The organism is Methylobacillus draconifructus (assembly GCF_045984355.1).
In the GTDB taxonomy this organism is placed as follows: Bacteria; Pseudomonadota; Gammaproteobacteria; order Burkholderiales; family Methylophilaceae; genus Methylobacillus; species Methylobacillus flagellatus_A.
Genome location: NZ_JBJQII010000003.1, coordinates 429,157 through 455,583 on the forward strand (window position 1 = coordinate 429,157; position 26,427 = coordinate 455,583).

At 57.1% G+C, this 26,427-nt stretch carries 22 protein-coding genes; 8 read left to right on the forward strand and 14 right to left on the reverse strand.

Annotation, left to right across the window (positions count from 1 at the left end; all coding sequences use genetic code 11):
• Positions 1-3: 3 nt before the first annotated feature.
• The 7 genes from greA to ACJSDX_RS08545 form a co-directional block, all read right to left on the reverse strand.
• Entirely contained in the window at positions 4-480 is a 477-nt protein-coding gene (greA, locus tag ACJSDX_RS08515) for a transcription elongation factor GreA (protein WP_309564725.1), read from the reverse strand.
• A 133-nt stretch (positions 481-613) separates the two neighbouring features.
• Complete coding sequence (gene carB / locus ACJSDX_RS08520; protein WP_407994332.1) at positions 614-3,820, reverse strand: carbamoyl-phosphate synthase large subunit; 3,207 nt, start codon at positions 3,818-3,820, stop codon at positions 614-616.
• Between the two features lie 5 nt (positions 3,821-3,825).
• Positions 3,826-4,956, reverse strand: a complete 1,131-nt coding sequence (carA, locus tag ACJSDX_RS08525) for a glutamine-hydrolyzing carbamoyl-phosphate synthase small subunit (RefSeq protein ID WP_407994333.1) — start codon at positions 4,954-4,956, stop codon at positions 3,826-3,828.
• A gap of 195 nt (positions 4,957-5,151) precedes the next feature.
• Positions 5,152-5,955 carry a 4-hydroxy-tetrahydrodipicolinate reductase gene (gene dapB / locus ACJSDX_RS08530; RefSeq protein ID WP_407994388.1) on the reverse strand — a complete coding sequence of 268 codons (804 nt, stop codon included), beginning with the start codon at positions 5,953-5,955 and terminating at the stop codon, positions 5,152-5,154.
• Positions 5,956-6,019: 64 nt separating this feature from the next.
• The gene (locus ACJSDX_RS08535; RefSeq protein WP_407994334.1) at positions 6,020-6,793 is read right to left on the reverse strand and encodes an outer membrane protein assembly factor BamE; all 774 of its coding nucleotides are present in this window, start codon (positions 6,791-6,793) and stop codon (positions 6,020-6,022) included.
• 101 nt (positions 6,794-6,894) lie between these two features.
• Positions 6,895-8,553: a DNA repair protein RecN gene (recN, locus tag ACJSDX_RS08540; protein ID WP_407994335.1), complete on the reverse strand. Its 1,659-nt coding sequence runs from the start codon at positions 8,551-8,553 to the stop codon at positions 6,895-6,897.
• Between the two features lie 59 nt (positions 8,554-8,612).
• Entirely contained in the window at positions 8,613-9,476 is an 864-nt protein-coding gene (locus ACJSDX_RS08545) for an NAD kinase (RefSeq protein ID WP_407994336.1), read from the reverse strand.
• Positions 9,477-9,662: 186 nt separating this feature from the next.
• Here ACJSDX_RS08545 and hrcA point away from each other — a divergent pair, with 186 nt between their 5' ends.
• The 8 genes from hrcA to ACJSDX_RS08585 all read left to right on the forward strand — a co-directional run bounded on the left by hrcA (position 9,663) and on the right by ACJSDX_RS08585 (position 18,299).
• Complete coding sequence (hrcA, locus tag ACJSDX_RS08550) at positions 9,663-10,685, forward strand: heat-inducible transcriptional repressor HrcA (RefSeq protein WP_309564718.1); 1,023 nt, start codon at positions 9,663-9,665, stop codon at positions 10,683-10,685.
• An 83-nt stretch (positions 10,686-10,768) separates the two neighbouring features.
• Positions 10,769-11,803 (forward strand): ferrochelatase, encoded by a 1,035-nt coding sequence (gene hemH / locus ACJSDX_RS08555; protein ID WP_407994337.1) that lies wholly within the window; start codon positions 10,769-10,771, stop codon positions 11,801-11,803.
• 74 nt (positions 11,804-11,877) lie between these two features.
• On the forward strand, positions 11,878-12,858 hold the full coding sequence (gene rfaD, locus ACJSDX_RS08560; RefSeq protein ID WP_407994338.1) for an ADP-glyceromanno-heptose 6-epimerase: 981 nt from the start codon (positions 11,878-11,880) through the stop codon (positions 12,856-12,858).
• Between the two features lie 19 nt (positions 12,859-12,877).
• Complete coding sequence (locus tag ACJSDX_RS08565; RefSeq protein ID WP_407994339.1) at positions 12,878-13,441, forward strand: D-sedoheptulose 7-phosphate isomerase; 564 nt, start codon at positions 12,878-12,880, stop codon at positions 13,439-13,441.
• A gap of 21 nt (positions 13,442-13,462) precedes the next feature.
• Positions 13,463-14,929: a bifunctional D-glycero-beta-D-manno-heptose-7-phosphate kinase/D-glycero-beta-D-manno-heptose 1-phosphate adenylyltransferase HldE gene (gene hldE, locus ACJSDX_RS08570; RefSeq protein ID WP_407994340.1), complete on the forward strand. Its 1,467-nt coding sequence runs from the start codon at positions 13,463-13,465 to the stop codon at positions 14,927-14,929.
• A 17-nt stretch (positions 14,930-14,946) separates the two neighbouring features.
• Positions 14,947-15,972 carry a lipopolysaccharide heptosyltransferase II gene (waaF, locus tag ACJSDX_RS08575; RefSeq protein WP_407994341.1) on the forward strand — a complete coding sequence of 342 codons (1,026 nt, stop codon included), beginning with the start codon at positions 14,947-14,949 and terminating at the stop codon, positions 15,970-15,972.
• Positions 15,973-15,975: 3 nt separating this feature from the next.
• Complete coding sequence (locus ACJSDX_RS08580; RefSeq protein ID WP_407994342.1) at positions 15,976-17,112, forward strand: glycosyltransferase; 1,137 nt, start codon at positions 15,976-15,978, stop codon at positions 17,110-17,112.
• 11 nt (positions 17,113-17,123) lie between these two features.
• Complete coding sequence (locus ACJSDX_RS08585; protein ID WP_407994343.1) at positions 17,124-18,299, forward strand: hypothetical protein; 1,176 nt, start codon at positions 17,124-17,126, stop codon at positions 18,297-18,299.
• A 27-nt stretch (positions 18,300-18,326) separates the two neighbouring features.
• Here the strand turns inward: ACJSDX_RS08585 and ACJSDX_RS08590 are convergent, their stop codons facing one another.
• The 7 genes from ACJSDX_RS08590 to ACJSDX_RS08620 all read right to left on the reverse strand — a co-directional run bounded on the left by ACJSDX_RS08590 (position 18,327) and on the right by ACJSDX_RS08620 (position 26,426).
• Positions 18,327-19,382 carry a CgeB family protein gene (locus ACJSDX_RS08590; protein WP_407994344.1) on the reverse strand — a complete coding sequence of 352 codons (1,056 nt, stop codon included), beginning with the start codon at positions 19,380-19,382 and terminating at the stop codon, positions 18,327-18,329.
• Positions 19,383-19,422: 40 nt separating this feature from the next.
• Complete coding sequence (locus ACJSDX_RS08595) at positions 19,423-20,454, reverse strand: glycosyltransferase (RefSeq protein WP_407994345.1); 1,032 nt, start codon at positions 20,452-20,454, stop codon at positions 19,423-19,425.
• 71 nt (positions 20,455-20,525) lie between these two features.
• Positions 20,526-21,215, reverse strand: coding sequence for a BUD32 family EKC/KEOPS complex subunit (locus ACJSDX_RS08600; RefSeq protein ID WP_407994346.1), 690 nt, complete (start codon positions 21,213-21,215; stop codon positions 20,526-20,528).
• Positions 21,209-21,877: an HAD family hydrolase gene (locus tag ACJSDX_RS08605; protein ID WP_407994347.1), complete on the reverse strand. Its 669-nt coding sequence runs from the start codon at positions 21,875-21,877 to the stop codon at positions 21,209-21,211. The genes ACJSDX_RS08600 and ACJSDX_RS08605 overlap by 7 nt, the downstream gene beginning before the upstream one ends.
• Positions 21,878-21,966: 89 nt before the next feature.
• Positions 21,967-22,596, reverse strand: coding sequence for a bifunctional 4-hydroxy-2-oxoglutarate aldolase/2-dehydro-3-deoxy-phosphogluconate aldolase (gene eda / locus ACJSDX_RS08610; protein ID WP_309564706.1), 630 nt, complete (start codon positions 22,594-22,596; stop codon positions 21,967-21,969).
• A gap of 153 nt (positions 22,597-22,749) precedes the next feature.
• Positions 22,750-24,564: a phosphogluconate dehydratase gene (edd, locus tag ACJSDX_RS08615; protein ID WP_309564705.1), complete on the reverse strand. Its 1,815-nt coding sequence runs from the start codon at positions 24,562-24,564 to the stop codon at positions 22,750-22,752.
• Between the two features lie 143 nt (positions 24,565-24,707).
• Positions 24,708-26,426, reverse strand: coding sequence for a carbamoyltransferase family protein (locus tag ACJSDX_RS08620; RefSeq protein ID WP_407994348.1), 1,719 nt, complete (start codon positions 26,424-26,426; stop codon positions 24,708-24,710).
• Position 26,427: the final 1 nt, after the last annotated feature.

Genomic DNA, 26,427 nt, shown 5'->3' on the forward strand with positions numbered 1-26,427 from the left:
TCTCTAGATATACTGCACGTTGAGCACTTCGTAGGAACGCAGGCCGCCAGGAGCCGCCACTTCAGCAACATCCCCCTCGACCTTGCCGATCAATGCACGGGCAATCGGCGAACCAATCGAAATCTTGCCGCTTTTGATGTCCGCCTCGTCGTCGCCTACGATCTGATAGGTCGCCACGTCCCCGCTATCCAGGTCTTCAACCTCAACCGTGGCGCCAAATACGCAGCGGCCCTCGGCATTCAGGGTTGCGGGATCAATGACCATCGCATTGGAAAGCTTGGCCTCGATTTCGGCAATCCGGCCTTCAATGAAGCTCTGGCGCTCCTTGGCCGCATCATATTCCGCATTTTCGGAAAGATCGCCTTGGGCGCGCGCTTCCGCAATGGCCTGAATCACGTCAGGCCGGTCCACGCTGCGCAGGCGCTGCAATTCGGCCTTAAGGAGTTCAGCGCCTTTGACGGTAATTGGGATTTGATTCATTTGTTATTCCTTGGCATCCACAACTTGCTTGAAAACAATGCATTGCCTGCCGAAACGAACCGCAACAGGCATGCCGGATAAAAATAAAACCACACCTGCTTGTACAGGCGTGGTCTGGTCAGTAACTATGTTATTACTTAGAAAGCTGTTTATGCAAGCTTTGCAAGGACTGCACTTCCAGTTCCTGCATATGCGCCATGCCGATGCAGGCGGCCTTGGCGCCAGCCAGCGTAGTGTAATACGTCACCTTCTGCTGCAGGGCGCTGCGGCGGATTTCATAGGAGTCCGCCACGGCACGCTTGTCTTCGGTCACGTTGACAATGAAGCTGATCTCGCCGTTCTTGATCATGTCCACGATGTGCGGGCGCCCTTCCGCCACCTTGTTCACCGGCGTCACGCTCAATCCGGCCTCGGTCAGCGCGCCAGCGGTGCCGCGCGTAGCCACCAGCTGGAACCCGAGTCCGGCCAGGGCCTGTGCGATTTCGACCACGCGCTCGCGGTCCTCGCGCCGTACGCTGATGAACGCCTTGCCGCCCTTGGGCAGCTTGGTGCCGGAACCGAGCTGCGACTTGACGAAGGCTTCGGCAAAGGTCTTGCCTACCCCCATCACTTCACCGGTAGACTTCATTTCCGGCCCAAGAATGGTATCCACGCCCGGGAACTTGATGAACGGGAATACCGCTTCCTTCACGGAATAGTAAGGCGGCACGACCTCGCGGGTCACGCCCTGGTCCTTGAGCTTGCGCCCGGTCATGCAGCGCGCCGCGATCTTGGCCAGCTGCAGGCCGCAGGCCTTGGACACGAAGGGCACGGTGCGGGACGCGCGCGGATTGACTTCCAGCACGTAAACGGTATTGCCCTGAATAGCGAACTGCACGTTCATGAGCCCGACCACGCCCAGCGCCTTGGCCATCTTGACGGTCTGCTCGCGCAGCTCGTCCTGCATCGCAGCCGATAAGCTGTATGGCGGCAGCGAGCATGCGGAGTCGCCTGAGTGAACGCCGGCCTGCTCGACGTGCTCCATGATGCCGCCGATGATGACGTCTTCGCCGTCGGAAAGCGCATCCACATCCACTTCGAGCGCATCGTTGAGGAAGCGGTCGAGCAATACCGGGGACTCGTTGGAAACCTTGACGGCCTCACGCATGTAGCGCTCCAGCTGTGCCTGCTCGTGCACGATTTCCATCGCGCGGCCGCCCAGTACGTAGGAAGGACGCACTACTAATGGATAGCCGATTTCCTGCGCCAGGCGGATCGCCTCTTCAGGCGTACGCGCCGTGCGGTTGGGCGGCTGCTTCAGGTCGAGTTCCTGCAGCATCTGCTGGAAGCGCTCGCGGTCTTCCGCACGGTCGATCGCGTCCGGGCTGGTGCCGATGATGGGCACGCCGGCCTTTTCGAGGTCGCGCGCGAGTTTGAGCGGAGTCTGTCCGCCATACTGCACGATCACGCCCTCCGGCTTTTCCAGCGCCACGATTTCCAGCACGTCTTCCAGCGTCAATGGCTCGAAATAGAGGCGGTCGGAAGTGTCGTAATCGGTGGAAACGGTTTCCGGGTTGCAATTGACCATGATGGTCTCATAGCCATCCTCGCGCATCGCGAAGGCGGCATGCACGCAGCAATAGTCGAACTCGATGCCCTGGCCGATACGATTTGGTCCGCCACCCAGCACCATGATCTTCTTCTTGCTGGTCGGCTGCGCCTCGCACTCTTCCTCATAGGTGGAGTACATATAGGCGGTGTCTGTCGAGAATTCTGCGGCGCAGGTATCCACGCGCTTGTAGACCGGACGCACGTTCAACGCCTGGCGATAGGCGCGCACGGCATGCTGGTCTGTGCCCAGCAGCCTGGCGAGGCGCTTGTCGGAGAAACCGCGGCGCTTGAGCTGGAACAGCGCGTCGCGGTCCAGGTCGGCGAGGTGACGGCCCTTGAGCGCCTGCTCGCGCTTGATGATGTCCTCGATCTGCACCAGGAACCAGCGGTCGATCTTGGAAAGGTCGAATACCTGGTCCACCGTCAGGCCGGCGCGGAACGCATCGCCCACATACCAGATACGCTCAGGGCCGGGCTCACCAAGCTCCTTCTGGATTTCGTCCAGGTCGGCAGTCTTTTCGTCCAGGCCATCCACGCCCACTTCAAGGCCGCGCAAGGCCTTCTGGAATGATTCCTGGAAAGTACGGCCAATGGCCATCACTTCGCCCACCGACTTCATTTGAGTCGTCAGACGGGAATCGGCCTGCGGAAATTTCTCGAACGCGAAACGCGGGATCTTGGTGACGACGTAATCGATGGAAGGCTCGAAGGAAGCCGGTGTCGCGCCACCCGTAATCTCGTTGCGCAGCTCGTCTAGCGTAAAACCAACCGCAAGCTTGGCTGCCACCTTGGCAATCGGGAAACCAGTGGCCTTGGAGGCCAAGGCGGATGAGCGCGACACGCGCGGGTTCATCTCGATCACGATCATACGGCCGTCGTCGGGATTGATCGCGAACTGCACATTGGAGCCGCCGGTATCCACGCCGATCTCGCGCAATACCGCCAGAGAGGCGTTGCGCATGATCTGGTATTCCTTGTCGGTCAGGGTCTGCGCCGGCGCCACAGTGATCGAGTCGCCGGTATGCACGCCCATCGGGTCAAGGTTCTCGATGGAGCAGATGATGATGCAGTTGTCCTTGCTGTCACGGACCACTTCCATCTCGTATTCTTTCCAGCCGAGCAGGGATTCCTCGATCAGCAGCTCGCTGGTCGGGGAGGCCTCGAGGCCGCGCTCGCAAATCGTGATGAACTCTTCACGGTTGTAGGCAATGCCGCCGCCGCTGCCACCCATGGTGAACGACGGACGGATGATGGCAGGATAACCGATCGAGGCCTGCACCTGCAGCGCCTCTTCCATGCTGTGCGCTACTGCGGAGCGGGCGGAGCCGAGGCCGATCTTGGTCATGGCCTGCTTGAACTTCTCGCGGTCCTCGGCCTTGTCGATGGCTTCCTTGGAAGCGCCGATCAGCTCGACATTGTATTTTTCCAGCACGCCATGCTTGGCCAGGTCCAATGCACAGTTCAGCGCGGTCTGTCCACCCATGGTAGGCAACAGCGCATCCGGGCGCTCGATGGCAATGATCTTCTCGACGATCTGCCAGGTGACGGGCTCGATGTAGGTTGCATCCGCCATGTCCGGATCGGTCATGATGGTCGCCGGGTTGGAGTTGACCAGGATGACGCGGTAGCCTTCCTCGCGCAACGCCTTGCAGGCCTGGGCGCCGGAATAGTCGAATTCACAGGCCTGGCCGATCACGATCGGGCCGGCGCCTATGATGAGTATGGATTTGATATCGGTACGTTTTGCCATGGTATTTATTGCTTTTGCTGTCCCATCAGGTTGATGAAGCGGTCAAACAGGTAGCTCATCTCGTTAGGGCCCGGGCTGGCTTCGGGGTGCCCCTGGAAGCTGAACGCAGGCTTGTCGGTACGGGCGATCCCTTGCAGGCTGCCATCGAACAAGGAGACATGGGTAGACTTGAGGTTGGCTGGCAGGCTTTCGGGATCGACCGCAAAGCCATGGTTCTGGCTGGTGATGAACACGCGCTTGTCGTCCAGGTCCTGCACCGGATGGTTGGCGCCATGATGGCCGAACTTCATCTTGACGGTCTTGGCGCCGCTCGCGAGGGCCAGCAACTGGTGCCCCAGGCAGATGCCGAATACCGGCACTCCGGTATCGACCAATGTGCTGATGGCCTTGATCGCATAATCGCAAGGCTCCGGGTCTCCCGGGCCGTTGGAAAGGAAGATGCCGTCGGGATTCAACGCCAACGCTTCCTCGGCAGTCGCCTGGGCTGGGAGGATAGTGACCTTGCAGCCGCGCTCCACCAACATGCGCAGGATGTTGTGCTTGACGCCGTAGTCGAAAGCGACCACGTTGAACTTGGCATGATCTTGGGCGGCATAGCCTTCCCCAAGCTTCCATTCGCCCAGATCAAATGTGCCGGCGTCCTTGCGGCTGACCACCTTGGCCAGGTCCATGCCGGCCAGGCCAGGGAAGCTGCGCGCCAACTCCAGCGCGCGCGCCTCGTCCACCTCGCCGGCGATGATACAGCCGGCCTGCGCGCCCTTTTCACGCAGGATGCGGGTAAGCTTGCGGGTGTCGATATCGGCAATGGCCACCACGTTGTTTTCGGCCAGGTATTCTGACAGGGGTTTCTCGCTGCGCCAGCTGCTGCTCAGCAAGGGCAGGTCGCGAATGACGAGGCCGCTTACGTAGACATGCCCGGACTCGACATCTTCGACATTGACCCCGACGTTGCCGATATGCGGGTAGGTCAATGTCACGATTTGCTTGGTATAGGATGGGTCGGTGAGAATTTCCTGATAACCGGTAATGGAGGTGTTGAAGACCACCTCCCCTACAGTCTCACCCAAGGCACCGATTGAAATGCCCCTGAACACTGTCCCGTCTGCGAGCACAAGTACGGCTGGGGTTTGCGGCAATTCTAACTCCTTGTAACTATTTGATATTCCGCACAAAGACAAGCACGGAAAGCGGATGTGCAAAGCGGGACGGGCTCCCGCCCATCCCGCTTTAATTTTTGCAGAATTATAGCCTAAAGCAGCATTGCCTTCAACGCGCGCATTAAACAATTTTCATACTACGGCCATTCGGCACGACCGCAAGCCGCCGATTCGCTATTTTTTCAGGCCAAGCACATCCTGCATGTCGTACAGCCCGGCCTTGCGGTCAGCGAGAAACTTCGCCGCCCTCAATGCCCCCAGCGCGAAAGTGGCGCGGCTGGACGCCTTGTGCGTCAATTCCACACGCTCGCCGATGCCGGCGAACAGCACGGTATGATCTCCCACCACATCGCCGCCGCGCACCGTGGCAAAGCCGATGGTATTCGGATCGCGTTCGCCCGTCACACCCTGGCGGCCATAGATGGCAGTTTCATCCAGGTTGCGGCCCAGTGCCTCGGCGGCCGCTTCGCCCAGGCGCAACGCCGTGCCGGAAGGCGCATCCACCTTGAAACGATGATGCGCCTCGATGATTTCCACATCGTAGCCCTGGTCCAGCACCTTGGCCGCGGCCTGCACCAGGTTGATCAGCAATGTCACGCCAACGCTCATGTTCGGCGCAAACACAATGGCCACGTCGTGCGCCGCACTCTCGATCTGCTGCTTTTGCTCGTTACTGAAGCCAGTGGTGCCAATCACCAGCTTTACGCCTGCCTGGCGACAGGCTTCGAGGTATTCCAGGCTGGGTTCCGGGCGGGTGAAATCCACCAGTACGTCCGCTCCCTTGATTGCCTCGGCGATATCAGCGGTGATCTTGACGCCGGCATCGCGTCCGAACTGCTCGCCGGCATCGCGTCCAATCTGCGGACTATCCGCACGATCGAGCGCGCCATGCAATTTCAGCCCTTCATCCTCAAACACTCCTTCGAGCAGGGCATGCCCCATGCGGCCGGAACAACCGGCAATGACGATTTTTTGCATTTTCAAACCACATTCATTGATTGATTAAACTGCCACGCAAGCTTAAGTGAGCTATCCCGCAAACCTAGAAGCCGATCTTTTCCAGCATGCGTTCGAAGTAGCCGGGCTCATCCTCAGATGGCAAGTCGTCATCATCCTCTTCTTCATCCGCATCAACGGTTGGCTGGGTTGCCGCAGCTGCACCGGCGGCAGGTTGCGCTGCGGGCTTGGCCGCAGGTTTCGCTGGCGCCGGCTGGGTAGCGGACTGAGGTGTCGACGGCTGGACTGTAGCTGGAGCAGCTGCAGGCGCAACGCCGGGAGCCGCCAGCTCCGGCACAACCTTTCTCGGCGCAACAGGATCTTCCTGCACGACCGGGGTTGTCGGCTTCATGTCGTAATACTCGGCCCCACTGGGCTGCTCATCGTCGCTTTTCCAGAATTTCAGGCGATCGAGCATGCCTTTCTTCTCAGGCGCTTTCGGCTCTACCACGATAGGTGCGGCAGGCGTTGCCGCCGTCACCGCAGTATCTTCCGGCGAGGCAGGAATGACGTCGCCGCGCACACGCTTCAGGGCGTCGTTCTCGAATTCCATGATGACCCGGCGCTGCTCTACGACCTTGCCGCCCTTGCGCATCTGGTAGAAATAATCCCAGCGGTCGCGGTGGAAGCTATCCTGGATCAATGGCGAGCCCATGATGAAGCGCACCTGCGACTTGGTCATGCCAGGCCGCAATTGCAACATCATCTTCGATGTCACGACATTGCCTTGCTGGATGTCCATCTTGTAAGGCTTGAAGGAAGGCAGTGCAGAGCTGCAGGCTGCGCACAGCAGCGCAGCTAAAAGAATTATATGACGCATCACACCACGACTTTGGCAAGAAATGGCGTAATATACCACGACATCAAAGCCGGTTTTCAGGCATATTGCCGCCATTCCAGATTTTTACATGCCCGGCCGGCTCAAGCACTGGCAGCCAACATCTCGCTCGCGTGCTGCAACGTCGTCTCGGTGATCTCCACCCCGCCCAGCATGCGCGCCACCTCGTCGACGCGTTGCGCATGCGTCAGCGCCTCGATCCGGCTCAGTGTCTGCCCATCATGCAAATGCTTGCTCACGCGCAGATGCTGGGCGCCCTGCGCCGCCACCTGCGGCAAATGGGTAATCACCAGCACCTGCCGCTGGCTGCCCAATGTCTTGAGCAGTTGCCCGACCACTTCGGCCACGCCGCCACCGATGCCGACATCCACCTCGTCGAAAATCATGGTCGGCGTATCGCCCTGCTGCGCCGTGACGACGCGAATCGCCAGACTGATACGCGACAGCTCGCCGCCCGAAGCCACCTTGGATAAAGGGCGCGGCGCCACGCCGGCATGGCCGGCCACTAGGAACTCAACCTGTTCATTTCCTGTCGCTGCGGGCTCCTGTGCATTGAGCGCCACGGCAAACTTCCCGCCGCTCAATGAGAGCCGCTGCATTTCGGCGCTGATCTTGTCGCCGAGGCTTAGCGCTGCCTGCTGGCGCGCGGCACTCAAGCGCTGCGCCAACGCGTCATAGCCGGCGCGCGCATGTTCTTCCTCTTGCTGCAACTGGCCGTTGTCGTTTGCGGACTCAAGCTCCGCCATGCGCGCTTGCCACGATGCGAGCAACCCAGGCAGCTCTTCCGGCCGCGCCCTGTATTTGCGCGCCGCGGCATGCAAGGCCTGGATACGGCTTTCAACCTCGTTCAGGCGCTCAGGGTCCAGATCCGCGCGCTGCAAATACCGGTTGAGGAAACGGTCGGTTTCCTCCAGCTGGATCACGGCGCCTTCCAGGGTGTCCAGCGCCTCCTGCAATCCGCTGTCGTACGCCACCAGTTCCTGCAGTTTGTGCTGCACGCTGCTCAACTGCCTGATCGCGGCCAGTTCGCCCTCGCTCAACAATTCCCGGCAGGCCTCACCGCCGGCCAATATGCTGGCACCGTGGGCGAGGCGCACATGCTCCTGCTGCAATGGTTCCCACTCATCGGCGGAGGGCGCCAGCGCAGCCAGCTCGCGCACCTGGTCACGCAACTCGGCCAGCTCTGCGGCATAGGCTTCGGCATTCTTCTCGGCATCCATCCGCTTGCGGTACAGCACCTGCCAGGCCTGATAGGCGCTGGCGACTTCCGCCGCCTGGCTTTGCAAACCGCCATAGGCATCCAGCACCTGCCGCTGCGTGCCGGCTTTGAGCAAGGCATGATGGGCGTGCTGGCTATAGATATCGACCAGGAACTCGCCTATGTCACGCAATTGCTGAATGGTCGCAGGCGAGCCGTTGATAAAGGCGCGCGAGCGCCCGTCGGCATAGATGACGCGGCGCAGCAACAATTGCGCATCATCCGCGTCGATCTCGTTTTCACGCAGCCATGCCTGCAAATCCGGCAGATTTGCGATATCGAACACCGCATTGATCTCGGCCTTTTCCGCTCCGGCGCGCGTAATGCCGCCCTCCCCGCGCGCGCCCAGTACCAGCGACAATGCATCGATCAGGATGGATTTCCCGGCGCCGGTTTCACCGGTCAATACGGTAAAGCCGGGGCTGAATTCAAGCTCGAGCTTGTCGACGATGACGAAATCACGGATCGAGAGTGTTTGCAGCATCTAGGGCCTGTTCCCTCTGTCTTGGCAACGCGGATATGAATTTTCTGTGAGCATGCCTACTATCCCCAATGCAACTTTTCACGCAAGACGTCGAAATGGTTATGCCCCGGCGGATGCAGCAATGTTATGGTGTTTTTCGCGCGCTTGACCTGTACATGGTCGCCAGGCTGCAACGCCATCTTCATTTGCCCGTCCAGGTGCACGCTGGCATCCTCGGCGTGCACGACCTGGATCACCACGTCGCTGGCGCTGCTGATCGCAATCGGGCGGTTGCTCAGCGTATGCGGACAAATGGGGACCAGGGCGATCGCATCGAGCGTGGGATACAGGATGGGCCCGCCGGCGGATAATGAATAAGCCGTTGTCCCGGTGGGGGTCGCGACGATCAGGCCGTCAGAGCGCTGCTTTTGCACGAAGTGCCCATCAATATGGATTTCCAGCTCGATCAGGCGCGCCAGGCCGTTCTTGTTCACGACCACATCGTTCAAGGCGTACCCCTGCCCGACAGTTATGCCTTCGCGCACGATGCACGCCTCGAGCAGGATGCGCTGCTCGGTATCGAACACGCCGTCCAGGATAGCGGCCACACTTTCCAGCATATGGTCCGAATTGATATCGGTCAGGAAGCCGAAACGGCCGCGATTGACGCCCACCAGCGGAATCTTGTAATCCACCAGCGCCCGCGCCACCGTCAGCATGGTGCCGTCGCCGCCCAGCACGATCGCCAGATCGGCATAAGCGCCTATGGCGTTCATCTGCAGCGTGGTATAGCCCTTGATGCTGGAATGCTGCGCCGTTTTTTCCTCGATGAACACGCCGATATGGCGTTCCCCGAGGAAACGCGCCAAGGCAAGAATCTGATCCCGGGTTTCCGGGTTCATGTACTTGCCGATCAATGCCACTGTCTGGAACGCACTTTTCATGGCTGGCATTAAATCATAGAAGATTGGCGCGTAAAACCCTGCCGCATGTCAAATCAATCATCGGGATCAATAATAGATTGCGCAAGACCGGCCTGTATCGGATAATTTTTTCATTCATTGAAGCCTGTCGATATGCATTGAATTTATGCATTGAATTAGCAATGTCACACCCTCATCTATAAGAATATGCTAGACAAACGCGCCCAGATATTGCTGAAGACCCTGATAGAGCACTACATCAGCGACGGCCAGCCTGTAGGCTCGCGCACGCTGTCGGTGGCCTCCGGGCTCGACCTCAGCCCGGCCTCGATCCGCAATATCATGTCGGAGCTCGAGGACCATGGCTTTATCGCCAGCCCGCACACGTCTGCCGGCCGCATTCCCACCCAGCGCGGCTACCGCTTGTTCGTGGATACCCTGCTCACCGTGCAGCCGCTGCAGAACCAGGAAATCCGCAAATTGGAGCATGTGCTGTCGTCCCCTGACCCGCAGGAACTCATCAACTCTGCCGCTGAACTCTTGTCCAGCCTGACGCACTTCGCCGGCCTGGTCTTGATCCCCAAGCGCCAGAGCATCGCATTCCGCCACCTGGAGTTCCTACCTTTATCGGAAAAGCGCATCCTGGTCATCATCGTCACGACGGACGGCACGGTACAGAACCGCATCATCCTCGCCGACAAGCCATATAGCGCGGCAGACCTCACGCAGGCGAGCAATTTCTTCAACCAGAACTATGCCGGCAACACGCTGGACCAAGTCAAGCAGAAGCTGCACGAGGAACTGAAGCAGATGCAGTCCGACATGACCCGCCTGATGGCCGCCGCGCTGGAGGCCAGCAGCAAGACCGCGGACAACGACAAGGACGGCGTCGTCATTGCGGGGGAGCGCAACCTGCTGAATGTGCAGGATCTTTCCGCCAATGTCAGCTCCCTGCGCAAACTGTTCGAGATATTCGAGCGCCGCACCTCGCTCATGCAACTCCTGGACCATAGCCAGAAAGCAAGCGGCGTACAGATTTTCATCGGCGGGGAATCGGGCTACCTGCCGCTCGATGAATGCAGCATGGTGACCGCCCCTTATGAAACCAACGGGCAAACCATCGGCACGCTGGGCGTGATCGGCCCGACGCGCATGGCTTACGAGCGTGTGATCCCCATCGTGGACATCACGGCGAAACTACTTTCGAATGCATTGTCCAACAACCACTGAGCCATGCCAGACTGGCCTTCGGCATTGCGACGGCCAGCTAGGCGGCGCCCCTGGCAAGCTGTGACCCAACAAGAGGAACGTGCATGTCTTTTTACCTGAAAGAGCCGAACATTCCCGCCCAGGAGCCTGAACGCACTGGCATCCTGGTCATGAACCTGGGCACCCCGGAAGCGCCCACCGCCAAGGCCTTGCGCCCCTATCTGCGGCAATTCCTCAGCGACCGCCGCGTCATCGAGATTCCCCGCTTCATCTGGTGGTTCATCCTCAATGGCGTCATTCTGGTACTGCGCCCGCGGCAATCCGCGCATAAATACGCCACGATATGGGACAAGGACGGCTCGCCCTTGATGGTGAACAGCCAGAAGCAGGCCAGGCTGCTGGAGGGCTACCTGCACGAGCAGGTGGCTTCGCCTTATGCCGTGGAGCTCGGCATGCGCTACGGCCGACCCTCGGTCCAGTCCGCCATCGAGAAGCTCAAGGCAAAGAACTGCAACCGCATCCTGCTGTTCCCGCTCTATCCGCAATATGCCGCGAGCAGCAGCGCCTCTGCGCTTGACGAGGCGATGCGCACGCTGATCCGTACCCGCAACATGCCGGAAATCCGCACCATACGCGACTATCACACGCACCCGGCCTATATCAACGCAGTGGCGGAAAGCATCCGGCTCCATTGGCACCAGCACGGCAAGCCCGACAAGCTGGTCATGAGTTTCCACGGCGTGCCGCGGCGCACTTATGACCTGGGCGACCCCTATTACGACCAATGCCAGGCCAGCGGTAAATTAATCGCCCAGGCGCTGGACCTGACGGAAGACCAGTACCTGATCGCATTCCAGTCGCGATTCGGCGCTGCGGAATGGTTGCAGCCCTACTTCGCACCTTCCATTGAAGCGCTAGGCAAACAGAAGCTGCGCCGCGTGGATGTGGTATGCCCGGGCTTTTCCAGCGACTGCCTGGAAACCCTGGAGGAGATCGCCATGGAAGGCAAGAGCCTGTTTCTCGAAGCCGGCGGCGGCGAATACCACTACATTCCAGCCCTCAACGACAGCGACACCTGGATAAAAGCCATGCGTAAAATCGCCCTCGACAACCTGCAGGGCTGGATGACGCTGCGCTAATCTTCGTCAAACCCCGCCCAAGAAGGAATGGGCTTTTGTTATACTCTCGAATTAGCTAGAAACGGATTCAAACCATGATAGTCATCACTGGCGGCGCAGGCATGATAGGCAGCATGATGGCCTGGCATCTCAATACCGTGCTGCAACGCGACGATATTGTGATCGTAGACCGCATTGCGCACCCCGAACAATGGCAAAACCTTTGCCATCGCCGTTATGCCAACTACCTGGACAAGGACGAGCTGCTCGGCTGGCTGCCCAAGATCGGCGAAATAGACGCCATCATCCATATGGGCGCCATCAGCGCCACGACGGAACGCGACTTCAACAAGCTGGTACAGGACAATATCCGCTACAGCCAACTGCTGTGGGGCTGGTGTGCAGAAAATGAAGTGCCGTTCCTCTACGCAAGCTCCGCCGCCACCTATGGCGGAGGCGAGTTTGGCTATGACGACGAGGAGTCGGCGATCGACCAGTTGCGGCCGCTCAACGGCTACGGCTATTCAAAGCAGTTTTTCGACCAATGGGCCTTGCGCCAATCCAGCGAAGGGCTGGCAACCCCGCCGCAATGGTGCGGATTCAAGTTCTTCAATGTCTATGGCCCGAATGAATACCACAAGGAACGCATGGCCAGCGTCGCCTTCCACACCTTCAACCAGTTCCGCGAGCAAGGCCATGTCAAGCTGTTCAAGAGCCACAAGCCTGGCTTTGAGGATGGCATGCAATTGCGCGACTTCGTCTACGTGAAGGACGCCGTGGCCGTGATGGCGCATTTCCTCGAGCAACCGCAGCATTCCGGTCTGTTCAACATCGGCACGGGCGAGGCGCGCGCATTCAAGGACCTGGCCACCGCCGTCATGACCAGCATGGGCCGCGAACCCAGCATTGAATACATCGACATGCCGCAAGACCTCATGGGCAAGTACCAATATTTCACAGAGGCCAATATCAGCAAGTTGCGCAATACAGGCTACACCGCCCCGTTCCACACGCTGGAGCAAGGTGTGCAGGATTATGTCCAGCAATACCTCATGCAAGCCGACCCTTATTGCTGAGCCTGGCCAGGAGAACACCATGAATGCTGTCGACACCTTGAAACAAGCTTTTAGCGAACACCAGGCCGTCATTGCGGCGCTGGAGCCCTTGCTCCCCAAAATCGCCGATGTGGCGCAAGCGATGCGCGCCTGCCTCGCCAATGGCGGCAAGATATTGCTGTTCGGCAACGGCGGCAGCGCTGCCGACAGCCAGCATATCGCCGCGGAAATCGTCGGTCGTTACAAGAAAGAGCGCCGTGGATTGCCAGCCATAGCCTTGACTACGGACACCTCCATCCTCACCTCGGTCGGCAACGACTATGGCTTCGACTTTATTTTCTCCCGCCAAGTGGAAGCGCTGTGCTTGCCCGCAGACCTGGTGATTGGTTTTTCCACCTCGGGCAATAGCCGCAATGTGGTGCTGGGCATAGAAAAGGCGCGCGAAATCGGCGCCGTCACCGTGGCCATGACTGGTGGCAGCGGCGGCCAGCTCGCGAGCCTCTGCGACCATGTGCTGACCATGCCCACCAGCGACACCCCCCGCATCCAGGAAGCCCATATTCTGATCGGGCATAGCCTGTGCGACCTGGTGGAAGCTGACTAACAATTCAACAACATTACCCATATGCGCGAGTTCTTCCTCAATACCATTCATCATCGCTTCGGACATGATCCGGTGTGGATATTGGTTATCGGCGACCTGATGCTGGACCGCTACCTGTTCGGCGATGTGCAGCGCATCTCGCCCGAAGCGCCGGTGCCTGTCGTGTTGCTCAAGTCCCAGGACGAGCGTGCCGGGGGCGCGGCCAACGTGGCGGCCAACCTGGCCGGCCTCGGGATCAAGACCAGGATTGCGGGGGTGATTGGGCAGGATAACGAAGCAGAGACCTTGCTCGGCTTGATGCGCGATATCGGCGCCGATACGCAGCACGTCCATCGCAGCACGCTCAGGCCCACCATCACCAAGACCCGTATCCTTGGCGGCCACCAGCAAATGATGCGCCTGGATCAGGAAGATGCCTCGGTATTTGCAGCAGAAGAACAACTTGCCCTGCAAGCCGCCATCAGCACGGCACTGGCGGACGGGCCAGCCGCCGTCATCCTTTCCGACTATGCCAAGGGCGTACTGAGCGAAACCTTGTGCCAGTCGGTAATTGCGCAAGCCACAGCCGCCAATATCCCGGTACTGGTCGATCCCAAGGGGCGCGACTACAGCAAATACCAGGGCGCGAGCGGGCTAACCCCGAACAAACGCGAAACCGCCGAAGCCTGCCATGTCGCCATCCATGACGACCAGGCACTGCTTGCTGCTGCAGAACAGCTGCGCAGCGTGCTGCAGCTCGAATTCCTCGCCGTCACCCGCGGAGAGGAAGGCATCACCGTGCTGGATCGCCAGGGCAGCGCGCATCTGGCTGCCACTGCACGCCAGGTCTACGACGTTTCAGGCGCCGGCGACACCGTGATCGCCACACTCACTGCAGGCTTGGCACACGGCCTTCCCCTGCACGATGCGATCGAGCTCGCCAACATCGCGGCAGGCATCGTGGTGGGCAAGGTCGGCACGATGCCGATAACCAAGGCGGAACTGGAGCATGAGCTGCAATCCCAGCAATCCGCAGCGCAGGCGGACAAGGTCTGCAACCTGGACAGCCTGCTAGCCCGGGTAAGAACCTGGCGCAATCACGGTGAGCGTATCGTCTTTACCAATGGTTGCTTCGACCTGCTGCATGCCGGGCATGTCACTTACCTGGAGGCAGCCCGCAACACCGGCGACCGCCTCGTACTGGGCCTCAACACGGACCGCTCGGTGAGTGCGTTGAAAGGCCCGACCCGCCCGGTGATCCATGAGCAAGACAGGGCCCGTGTGCTTGCCGCGCTCGAATCCGTGGATGCCGTCATCCTGTTCGATGAAGATACGCCTATCGACCTGATCAAGGCCCTCCGCCCTGACGTCATCGTCAAGGGCAGCGACTACACGGAAGACCAAGTGGTAGGCGGCGCGGAAGTCAAATCCTGGGGCGGCAAGGTCGCCTTGATCGATGTCGTCCCGGGCCGTAGCACCAGCAATATCATCAGGAAGCTTGCATCCTGATGGCCGAGGTTCGCTAGATGGCCAACAACCGGCAAGACAAAATCCTCGTCATGGGCCCTTCCTGGGTAGGCGACATGGTGCTGGCGCAAAGCCTGTTCAAGACCCTCAAGCAGCAAAAGCCGGACTGTATCATTGAAGTCGCAGCGCCGGCATGGACCCTGCCCTTGCTGGAACGCATGCCGGAAGTCGATGCATCCATCGCACTGCCTTTCAAGCACGGCCAACTGGCGCTGAAGGAACGTATCCGCTTTGGCCGCAGCCTGAAGGATAGGCACTACACGCAATCCATCATGCTCACCAACTCCCTGAAATCAGCAATCCTGCCCGCTACCAGCGGCATCAAGCGCCGCACCGGTTTCCTTGGTGAAATGCGCTACGGCCTACTCAACGACATCCGTCTTCTCGACAAAACCAAGCTGCCAAGGACTGTGGACCGTTTTGTCGCCCTCGGCGTCAATGCAGATGCAGGGATTCCATCTGCGATCCCCAATCCCAGCCTGGTGGCCAGCAAGGAAAATGCCCAGACCTGCCTAAAGAGATTAGAAGTCGATATTCCGCAAGTCCCGGTGTTAGGCTTGTGCCCAGGGGCTGAGTACGGTGAAGCCAAGCGCTGGCCGATAGAATATTATGCCGAGGTTGCACGCGCCGCATATGCACACGGATGGCAAGTCTGGCTATTCGGCTCCGAGAAGGACGTCCCGTTTACCGCAGAAATCAACCGCCTGAGCAACATGGTTTGCCTGGATCTGGGCGGAAGAACCAAACTAGGGGATGCGATCGACCTGATGTCGCTATGCGACGCCGTGGTCAGCAACGACTCCGGGCTCATGCATGTCGCGGCAGCGCTAGACAAGAAACTCGTCGCCATCTACGGCTCCTCCGACCCGCATCACACGCCGCCGATGAGCAGCAAGGCTGTCATTGAGTACCTCGGCCTAGAATGCAGCCCGTGTTTTCAGCGGGAATGTCCGTTGGGGCATTTGAACTGCTTGAGGCAGATTCAGCCTACAAACGTTATTTCAGCACTGCTCACTGAATACTGAACAATGAAAAACCGCATCAAAGTATTACAGCTACAGCCTAATTACAATGTAAAGCCAAATGACGCCTCCGATCTAGCCGAGCAAATCGTCAAAGGCTTGCCAGCAGAGCAATATGAAGTGTTCTCAGGCTATTTGTCTGGCCGTCCCACGAGCACGCAACCAAGCAGTATTGCCGAACATATTGAATATTTCGACTTAAAAGAAAAGGACGTCACTGGCCTGCGCCTGAAAGCTATGTGGAAACTTTACCGATTCTGTCAAAAGAATCGCCCTGATGTCATTATCTGTAACAGATTCAAGGTAATCAGTTTAGTACTCCAGCTCAACAAAATCATGCGCGTTCCTTTATGCATTGGCATTGCACACAGCATGGATGAATACAAACGCAAATATCGGCAATTACAGGTCAAGCTACTAGCTGACCAGCGCTGGCGCTTTGTCGGTGTATCAGAGACTGTTCGAGAAAAACTGATTGCATATCACTCAGGCTTCAAAACAAACAACACTGTCACCATTCAGAACGCCATCGACATAGATAAGGTAGCAACACAACAATTGGAAAAGCATATCGCAAGGGAACGTCTCGGACTACCCCAGGATGCCATCATCGTCGGTGCACTCGGCAGACTAGTAGCCGTCAAGGGGCATCGCTATCTTATTTCCGCCTTCGCACGTATCAAGGATGAATTTCCCTCGGCTCGATTGGCAATCATTGGGAATGGCAAAGAAGAAGGTGCGCTCAATATACTGATTAAGGAATCTAATATTATTGATCGTGTAAATATGCTGGGATGGCGCGACAATGCGGCACAATATGCCAAAGCCTTTGACATTTGGACGCTCCCTTCGCTGCAAGAAGGCCTGCCGCTAGCGTTGATGGAAGGAATGGCTGGTCGCCTACCTCTGATTGCTTCGGATATTCCACAATTACGTCATATTATTTTGGGGGCTGGTGGGATCGCCGTAAAACCCAAAGATGTCGATGGCCTTGCCGAAGCCTTACGTGCCTATTTATCTATGGATATCCATGCGCTCCAACAAAAGGGAGAGTATGGATTCCGCTATCTGGTAAAACACCATGGCATTAATCATTATCGCCAAAGCTACCGCCAGCTCATCGAAACCACATTAAATATTTAAGAAAGACTCTCATGAGGCTTCTCCAGTTTTTCCGTAGCCCAACGTTTGCACTATTCTCGATTAGTGCATGGGTCATCAGCTTTCTCGTAATCGCTGGCTCACAAGCCCACAACAATGTGGGCTATCTCATCTTGTTTATTCCTGTCTTGCTGTCGTTGCAACTTAAAGAAATCAATAAACTTCTTGAGCACCCTTTAGCAAAAATGCTTGTGGTCGTTATATTTTCACTGATTTTATCTGCCTGCATTGGCGATGGCAGCCCCTGGAAACAAGCCAAATTTGGCGCTGTTGTGTTGTTGTTTTATCTCGCAGTTGCACGATTACCGCTGCTCCTTGATGAAACAGTTTACAAAGCTGCCTGGGCGTTGCTAGGGCTGCTCATTACATACGTCATTTTCAATGCCATCCTTCAATATGCACAAGGCAGTTGGACATTAGGCTCAAGACTTGGCGAGCTATATGCAAAACTAGAAAATGTCATTTACGTCACTAATACCATGGGAGGCATGATGGCCATCATCACATTCCTAGGTATGAGGGCTAAGCGCTATCGTGAAGTACTGATTGCACACATATTGGTGCTATTTTTTTCCCTAACCATACTACAAACAAGAAGCATCATTGGAATTTGGGCATTAATTACTCTATTGGCTAGCCTATCCCTTTACCGCCAAGGATTATTCAATCGCAAGCTCATGGTATCTCTGATTTCGGTTGGATTAGTATTTATCATGATGATCATTGGGCTGATCTTCTTTAGTTCTATTGGTGATAGCTTGCTCACACGCAAATTCTATCGCTTTGAAATATGGGACGGCTTTATTGCGGAAACATTGCGCTGTGGCGTCTGGCTCGGCTGTGGGCCGGAACACAAGTTTACTTTTATTACACAAGATCAAGTAGATATCCTGCACTCGCATAGTGCATTCGTCACACAGTTTTATAAAGCAGGCATAGTTGGGTTCATACCATTAGTAACGCTTACCGTATGGGCGATCATTAGAGGTTTACAAGAAAAATCCTGGGCAGCTTGGTACTTCATGGTGGGTGCATTAGGATTATGCTTTGATGGAAGCAGCTTGTTTCATAGTACAAGCCAGCGCTGGCTAGTCTTCCATTTACCTTTAGCTTTATTGATCGCACAAGAGTTACATAGCCCATCCAAGCTGGCAAAAACAGCCACTTAAGTATCAATTTATTTGAGGCCTCTTGACTTATTGCAGCATAAGCATCTGCATCTCCTGCGCCCTGGCCTCCCATGTAAAACTCTTGAGATAAGCGGCATGTCCTTGTTGGGCGATTGCCATACGCTTCTCTGGGTGAGCCAGATAGAAATTTACCTTTTCCTGCAACTCCTGAGGACCATTGAAGGTTTCAATTTCCTCCCCGGGCTTAAAGAGCTCAGCGACTTCATCACAATAATCCGTGATCAAGAAGCAGCCTGCTGCCAGCGCCTCGAAAATTCTTAGGTTTACACCGGTACCAGCAGCATAATAAGGACCACGCGTGATATTCAGTATGATTTTAGAGCTCTGCAGTAACTCATATAGATCACTGCCCCAAACTGCATGATCATCTACCCGCTCGATCAACGCCTTCGACATTAATGGATAATTCCGCTTCCATCGGTTGCCAAAAATGGAAATATGTTCACTTACACTTTCCAGCACTAATATCCTGCGCAGATCCCCACTGCCAACGAATAAAACATCATGCTTTTTACCCTCATCCGAACTGCTTGGTTTAGCAATAAAATTCGCACCAAATGGAACAAATTTAGCATCGAGATTTCTAGTTTTATTGAAAAAGTCAGCGGTGACTTTCGAACACGAGAATATTTTCTTATATACCGGAAGCTCATGCTCTAGAAAAAAAATGAATTCCCGACGTTTGGTGTAGAGATTGCAACTATCTGTGTCATACAAATATAGCTCCACATTGTGACGTTGTGCCAAAGCATACAGAGCTGCTGGGTGAATGAACTTGTATATAAAACCGACGACCAAGAGAGTATCCGGCCTGGTTTCTTCTATTAATTTCTCGAGTGCACCAAGCTTGCCTTTGGGTAAATGAAAAAAGGCATCGCCGCTATTATCACGTGCACGATTTAGCAGTTTCGCGAAGGCGGATTTAGAGCCATACCATGCAATCTTTGGCATTTTCAACAGATCATAATAGGCAGTTTCAATGCCAATATTCTGAAAGGCTTGGCTTAAATCCTTGCCTAACGGCACGCCCGAGATACCATCGAGCATTAAAATCTTTTTCATGTCTTGTCTTTATACCCTTGAAAGCACTACCTACGTCGTATTAGCTTGCCACTATTTCAAGCCGATGAATTAATTCAAAAAATCGTAGTCTTGCTGCCTCATCGGAGAAGGTATCAGTTAATATTGCAGATGAGATCTGCCGTGGATATTGTTGGCAAGCTACAACTGTTTCCACGATGGCATGCGACAAACTCGATGCGTCTCCAAGCGTAAATAAAGGCGCAAAACTCCCGACTACCTCTGCCCCGCCTCCACTATTGCTGCAGATAATGGGCAGTTCCGCCGCCATTGCCTCAAGCAATACCATACCGAAAGGTTCATGATCCGAGGTCAAGACGAATGTATCAAACGCACGAAAATACCGCCTTGCTTCTGGTACTTGGCCCGCAAAGCGGACTTTTCCGGCAATACCCAGCTCACTCGCCAATGCCTTCAGCTCCTTCTCTAGCGGGCCTTTACCCAGGATCAACAATAGGGTGTTCGCAGGCAACCCCGGCAGTGCCTGGGCAAATCCACGCAACAAGGTCGCTTGGTCCTTGTCCCGGTGCAAGCGGCCGACATTGGCGATTACGTAAGTATCCTCTTCCAATTCAAGCAGGCGGCGTGCTTCCTGCCTGGGCAACAGGGATTGCCTGACCGCGTCCACGTCAATGCGGTTATACAAAGTCTGAATCTGCTCGGCTGGCCAGTTTTTGAGGTGCTGGCGCATTTCGTCCCGCACGGAATTCGACACGCATAACATCAATATACGCTTGCGGTAAAAATTGACGAGGATGCGCCGGGTGAACCGCCCGTAGTCATTGTAGTTATGGTGTACGCTCACCACGGGCAGATCGGTAGCGAGCAATGCCACATAGGTCGGCTTGGCGCGATGGGCAATACAAAATGTGAAGTTCCGGCTTTTCACCAATTGCCGGATTTTCGCAATCGCCCCCAGTTTGAGCCCTTTTACTTGCTTGCTGCTATAACCAAGGAAAACCACCTCATCGGAAGCGCTGCCTCGCTCCACCTCGGGATCAGGTTTCCCAGTCAGGTAGACCGTCACCACCTTGTAGGGACTATCCTTGAACAAGGCAGCATATTGGCGGGCGCAATCGAGGAAGGGAGGATAATAGCTATGGCAGATATGCAGTACGTACATGTTCAAGCACCGGGTAAAAACTTCAGCTTCTGCCTAAGCGCAGACGCGGCTTTGGGCGACAATTGCGCCGCTGTGAAATAGCCATCCGCAAAAGCCTTGCGTTCAGCCATAGAGAGCGACATCCAATCATCCCGATAACGCTGTAGATGGCGGAAATTGCGCGCGCGATGCCAATTGGTCAGGCTATGGTGATATACCTTGAGGTCGGCGATATCGATCAAGCCAAGCCTTTCTTCCGGCGTCTTGACGACATTGCCGAAATGCAGCGAGCGGAAATAAATGCCATCCTCATGCAATTGCGCGACAAAGCGCCCCAAATTTTCCATGAGGGCATGATCCGTCAAGCCCGAGATATGCAATTGCCGCAATGTATGACCCAACAATGGCTGGTAGAGTACGGCAGTATCGGTGCTTTCCTCGAAATGGAACAATTGCACGATCTCGACCGTAGGAACGCCGAGCCGCTTGAGCCTATCCGCATTGCGGCAGAAATGGCGCGCATAGGAATACACGCGGGCCAAGGTAAAGGTGTGGCGCACGCGGAACACCTTGAGGATATTGCCATTCTCCATCTGCAGCACTTTGATGCCGCGCTCATCCTGCTCGAGCACCTTGGCATTCCGGCTTAATTGCGCAAAGTCTTCTGGGGTAAGTAGGTGGCTGCTGCGAATATTCAGGCGGGGAATCAGCATGTATGCGTTAACAAGGCGTTGATATCGGGCAATGTGGCAATATCCTGGCTGGCGCAATAAGCCTGCCAACCGGGAAAATCGGTCCATTTGTGCAGAAAGACGAAATCCAGGCCGGCACGGCTCGAAGACTCATGATCGTAGCGGCTATCGCCAATAAAAATCGCGGGCCGGCGGATATTATCGCGGCCGATTTCGCGCGCCATGATCTCGTCCTTGTTGTCAGGGCTGCCAAAAATGCCGCCGTCAAATAATGGGGACAGCTTACGCTCGGCAAAAATGGCACGCAACTCTTCCTGGTCCCCACCTGAAATCACCAGCCAATTGCTGGCTGCGGTTTTTTCACGCAGTGCCTGCAGACCAGGCGCAATTTCACAACTCGCCAGGCGCTCTCGCACCTCGCGGCCGAAATCCTGCAACAGGAATTCCACATCATCCTGAGCAAACGGCTTGTTCAGGATTTGCTTGAGAAAATACTCGAATTTGACAAAGCGGGAAATACCGCCCAGCTTGATATGGTAATCCACCAGCGCCTGCGCCTGCTGGTCGTCCGCGCCAAAGTTCTTGGCAGTGGCGTAATACGCCTCGATCTTGAGATGGTTGGAGTTGAGGATGACGCCATCGCAATCAAACACCCATGTGTGGTATTGCTCGAGATTCAGCATAGCGCGCCCTGAAGGTTGATGCCACTGGGAAGGCAAAACATGCCGGAAGTATGAAGAACACAGGCCCCGAGGGGCCTGTGATGAGCTAGTTAAGCTGCGGCCTTGATTGCACTGGCTTCGCGCGCCAGCTTGGTGATATGCGCCCAATCCTTGCGCGCCACGGCATCGCCAGGCGTAAGCCAGGTGCCGCCGCAAACCACGACGTTAGGCAGTGCAAGGAACTGCGGGGCGGACTCCACCGTCACGCCGCCAGTGGGGCAGAACTTGACATCGCCGAACGGGCCGGCAAAACCCTTGAGCAAGTTGATGCCGCCCACGGCAACAGCCGGGAACAGCTTGAGGAAATAGTAGTCATCGGCATTCGCCTGCATGATCTCGCTGCCGGTGGAAACGCCCGGCAGCAATGGCAGGCCGATCTCACGCGCCGCACGGCCGATCTCGCTGGTATAGCCGGGGCTGACGGCGAACTTGCAGCCGACATCCTTCACAGCCTGCGCATCCTTGATGCTGCGAACCGTGCCAGCGCCGACAATCGCATCAGGCACGGCCTTGGCGATGGCTTCCATCGCCTGCAAGGCCACTGGCGTGCGCAAGGTCACTTCCAGCACCTTGATGCCGCCTTCGAGCAATGCTTCCGCCATCGGCACCGCGTCTTCCACCTTGTTGATGACAATGACCGGGATGACTGGGCCATGGTTGGCTAAATCGAGTGTGCTCATGTTCTATATACCTATGGTTGATTATTAAAAATCTACAAGTGGGAAGGCAAACTATATTGCCATTTCAAAATCGCGGCGGACAAGTCGTTTGAGCGCAGGCAGTACGCTAGTACGGCCTGCGAAAAAACGCAGTCCCCCGCGCATTTCAAATGGCTAGAGCCAGGTGACGGCGCCTTCTTCGGCCGAGTGCACGTTCTTGCGCATCCCGCCGAACAATTCGCGGCCAATGCCATGGCCATTGTTGTTGCGCTGCGCCTCGGTCATCACAGCCACAGTGCGTGCCTGCCATTCCTCATCGTCTACCAGGGCGTTGAGCGTGCCGACAATCGCATTAAGGCGGATCATGTCGCCAGTGCGGATCTTGCCGATTGCGCCGCCGGCAACCGCTTCCGGGCTCAAGTGGATCGCGGCCGGCACTTTGCCGGAAGCGCCGCTCATGCGGCCATCGGTCACGATCGCGACGCGGAAGCCCTTGCCCTGCAACACGGACAACGGCGGGGTCAGCTTATGCAGCTCAGGCATGCCGTTGGCGCGCGGTCCCTGGAAGCGCACGACGGCGATGAAATCCTTTTCCAGCTCGCCGCGCTCAAACGCTGCCAGCAATTCCTCCTGGCCGTTGAACACAATGGCAGGGGCTTCAATGATCTGGCGGTCTTCCGGCACGGCAGAACTCTTGATCACGGAACGGCCCAAATTGCCAGTCAACAGGCGCAGGCCGCCAGAGGAACTGAACGGCTTGGAGGCGTTGCGCACGATCGTTTCATCGGGGCTTTCCTTCGGCAAGTCGACCCAGATCAGGCTGTCGTCGGACTTGACCGGCTTCTTGCCGAAATCACGCAAACCGCCGATCACGACGGAACTCACGTCGCCATGCATATAGCCGGCATCCACCAGCTCGCGGATCACGAAACTTGGGCCGCCAGCCGCCTGGAACTGGTTCACGTCGGCTGTGCCGTTAGGATAAACGCGTGCCAGCAACGGGGTGTTCTGCGACAGCTTGGAGAAATCGGACCAGTCGATGATGATACCGGCCGCCCGGGCCACGGCCACCCAGTGAATCAGGTGGTTGGTACTGCCGCCGGTGGCCAGCAGCGCCACGATCGCATTGACGATGACGCGCTCATCCACCAGTTTGCCGATTGGCGTGAAGCGCTGCCCCTTGGTGATGGACAGCACGGTCTTGACCGCCTCACGGGTCAACAGCTCGCGCATATCGTCGTGCGGATGCACGAAGGCGGCGCCCGGCACATGCAGCCCCATCGCCTCGATCAGCATCTGGTTGCTGTTGGCGGTGCCGAAGAAGGTACAGGTACCGGCGCCATGGTAGGCGGCGGACTCGGAAGCCAGCAGCTCGTCACGGCCAACCAGGCCCTGGGCGTATTTCTCGCGCACCTTGGACTTGGTGGTATTGTCTATGCCGGTCGCCATCGGGCCCGCAGGCACGAAAACGGTCGGCAAGTGGCCGAAATGCAAGGCGCCGATCAGCAGCCCCGGCACGATCTTGTCGCACACGCCAAGCATCAAGGCCGCATCGAACACATCGTGGGACAGGGAGACCGCCGTACTCATCGCGATGGTATCGCGCGAGAACAGGCTCAGCTCCATGCCGGGTTCGCCCTGGGTAATGCCGTCGCACATCGCGGGCACGCCGCCCGCCACCTGCACGGTTGCGCCATGCTTGCGCGCTTCGTCCCGGATAATATTGGGATAGGTCTCGTATGGCTGATGTGCCGACAGCATATCGTTGTAAGCCGTCACGATACCGATATGCGGCGCCTTTTCCGCCACGACGCGGAACTTGTCGTTGTTAGGCAGGGCGGCAAAGGCATGCGCCACGTTCGCACAGCCCAGGCGGTCAGCGCCGCGCGTGCGGTTGATGATCTGGTCGATGCGTTGCAGGTAGGCCTTGCGGGTCGGCGCACTACGTTCCCGAATGCGCTCGGTGACTTCTATCAGGGTTTGTGTCATTAATGGTGTGCTGCTGAAAAGTTGAATTTAGCCGGGAATTATCGCTGAAAGCGCCGGGCATCGTCAAATTAACCACGACTGGGATAAGGTAAAAAAACCATGGGCTTGCAACATCTGTTCTCTCGCTGCAAGCCCTGCCCGGCCTAGTTTTTGGTCACGAGGACATCTTCCATCAGAAGATATTCGAGATCGCACCCGTAGAACATATTGAGTGCATCCGTCGGGCTGCAAATCATCGGTTCGCCCCGCCGGTTCAATGAAGTATTGAGCACCACAGGCACATTGCGCAGGCGTTCGAGTTCCTCGATCAAGGCGTAATACCGCGGATTGGTTTCCCTGGTCACGATCTGCGCGCGTGCAGTGCCGTCCTCATGGACGACCTCTGGAATGCGCGGCTTCCAGTGCTCGGCCACATCGAAAGTAAACGTCATGTAAGGCGCAGGATGGTCTGTCTGCAGAATATCGGCGGCAACCCGGTCCAGCATGCTGGGACAGAACGGCCGCCAGCGCTCGCGGTACTTGATCTGCGCATTGATGCGGTCCGCCACGCCGGGATGGCTGGGATCGCCGAGGATGCTGCGGCAGCCCAGTGCGCGCGGGCCGAACTCCATACGACCCTGGAACCAGGCCAGCGGGTTGCCCGCAGCCAGAATCTCGGCGCCTTTCTGCGGCGCGTTTTCAACACGCTGGAACTTGGGCTTGGCAGGATGCGCCTCACAGGCTGCCAGGCACTCCTCTGTGGTGAACGACGGGCCGAGGTAGGCATGACGCATCGGCTCCAGCGGCTCGCCCATCTCCGCAGCCACATAGCTGGCGGCACCCAGCGAGGTACCGTTGTCGCCGGATGCAGGCTGCACGAACAGCTCTTTCACATGCGGCAAGGCAATGATGCGCTGGTTGAGCTTGACGTTGAGCGCCACGCCGCCTGCCATCGCAATGCGGCCGGTCTCGCGGATGATGTCGCCGAGATAGTACTCGATCATTTCCAGCACAATGTCTTCCAGCAACTGCTGCACGGAGGCGGCGTAATGGATATAGGGGTCGTCGATCTCGTCGCCCTGGCGCTTGGGGCCCAGCCACTCGATCAGCTTGGGCGTGAAGTAGAAGCCCTTGCCTTTTTCCTTGTAGCGTCGCAAGCCGACTACGTTGACGTAATCGGTATTGATCTCGAGTTCGCCGTTCTCGAATCTAGCCAGGCGCGACAAATCGTAACGTTTAGGATCGCCATAAGGCGCCATGCCCATGACCTTGAACTCGCCGTCCAGCATCTCGAAGCCGAGGTACTCGGTAATCGCGCCGTACATGCCGCCCAGGGAGTCCGGATCGTAGAACTCCTTGATCTTGTGGATCTTGCCGTTCTCGCCGTAGCCGAAGAAGGTCGTGGCGTATTCGCCCTTGCCGTCGATGCCGACGATCGCGGTCTTTTCCTTGAATCCGCTCAGGTGGTAGGCGCTGCTGGCATGCGCCAGATGGTGTTCGACGGGCACGAAGCGCGCCTTGGTCAGGCCAAGCTCGCGCATCAGGTCCAGCGACTTGTCGCGGTTGCGACGGAAACGGCGGTTGCCGTTGAAGATGGCATCGAGCGCGCGGTCGGGCGCATACCAGTAGCGCTTGGCATAATGCCAGCGCGCGCCGCTGCTCAATGGAATCTCGCCATAGGGAAACGCGACGATATCGACCTGCTCGGGCCGCACCCCGGCCTCGCGCAGACAGTATTTTGCCGCTTCCAGGGGAAACTTGTTCTTGGCATGCTTGTCGCGGATGAAACGCTCTTCTTCCGCAGCCGCTACAATTTTTCCATCCACAATAATGGCAGCCGAGGCGTCATGCCCCAACGCACCTGATAAACCTAGAATGATCATT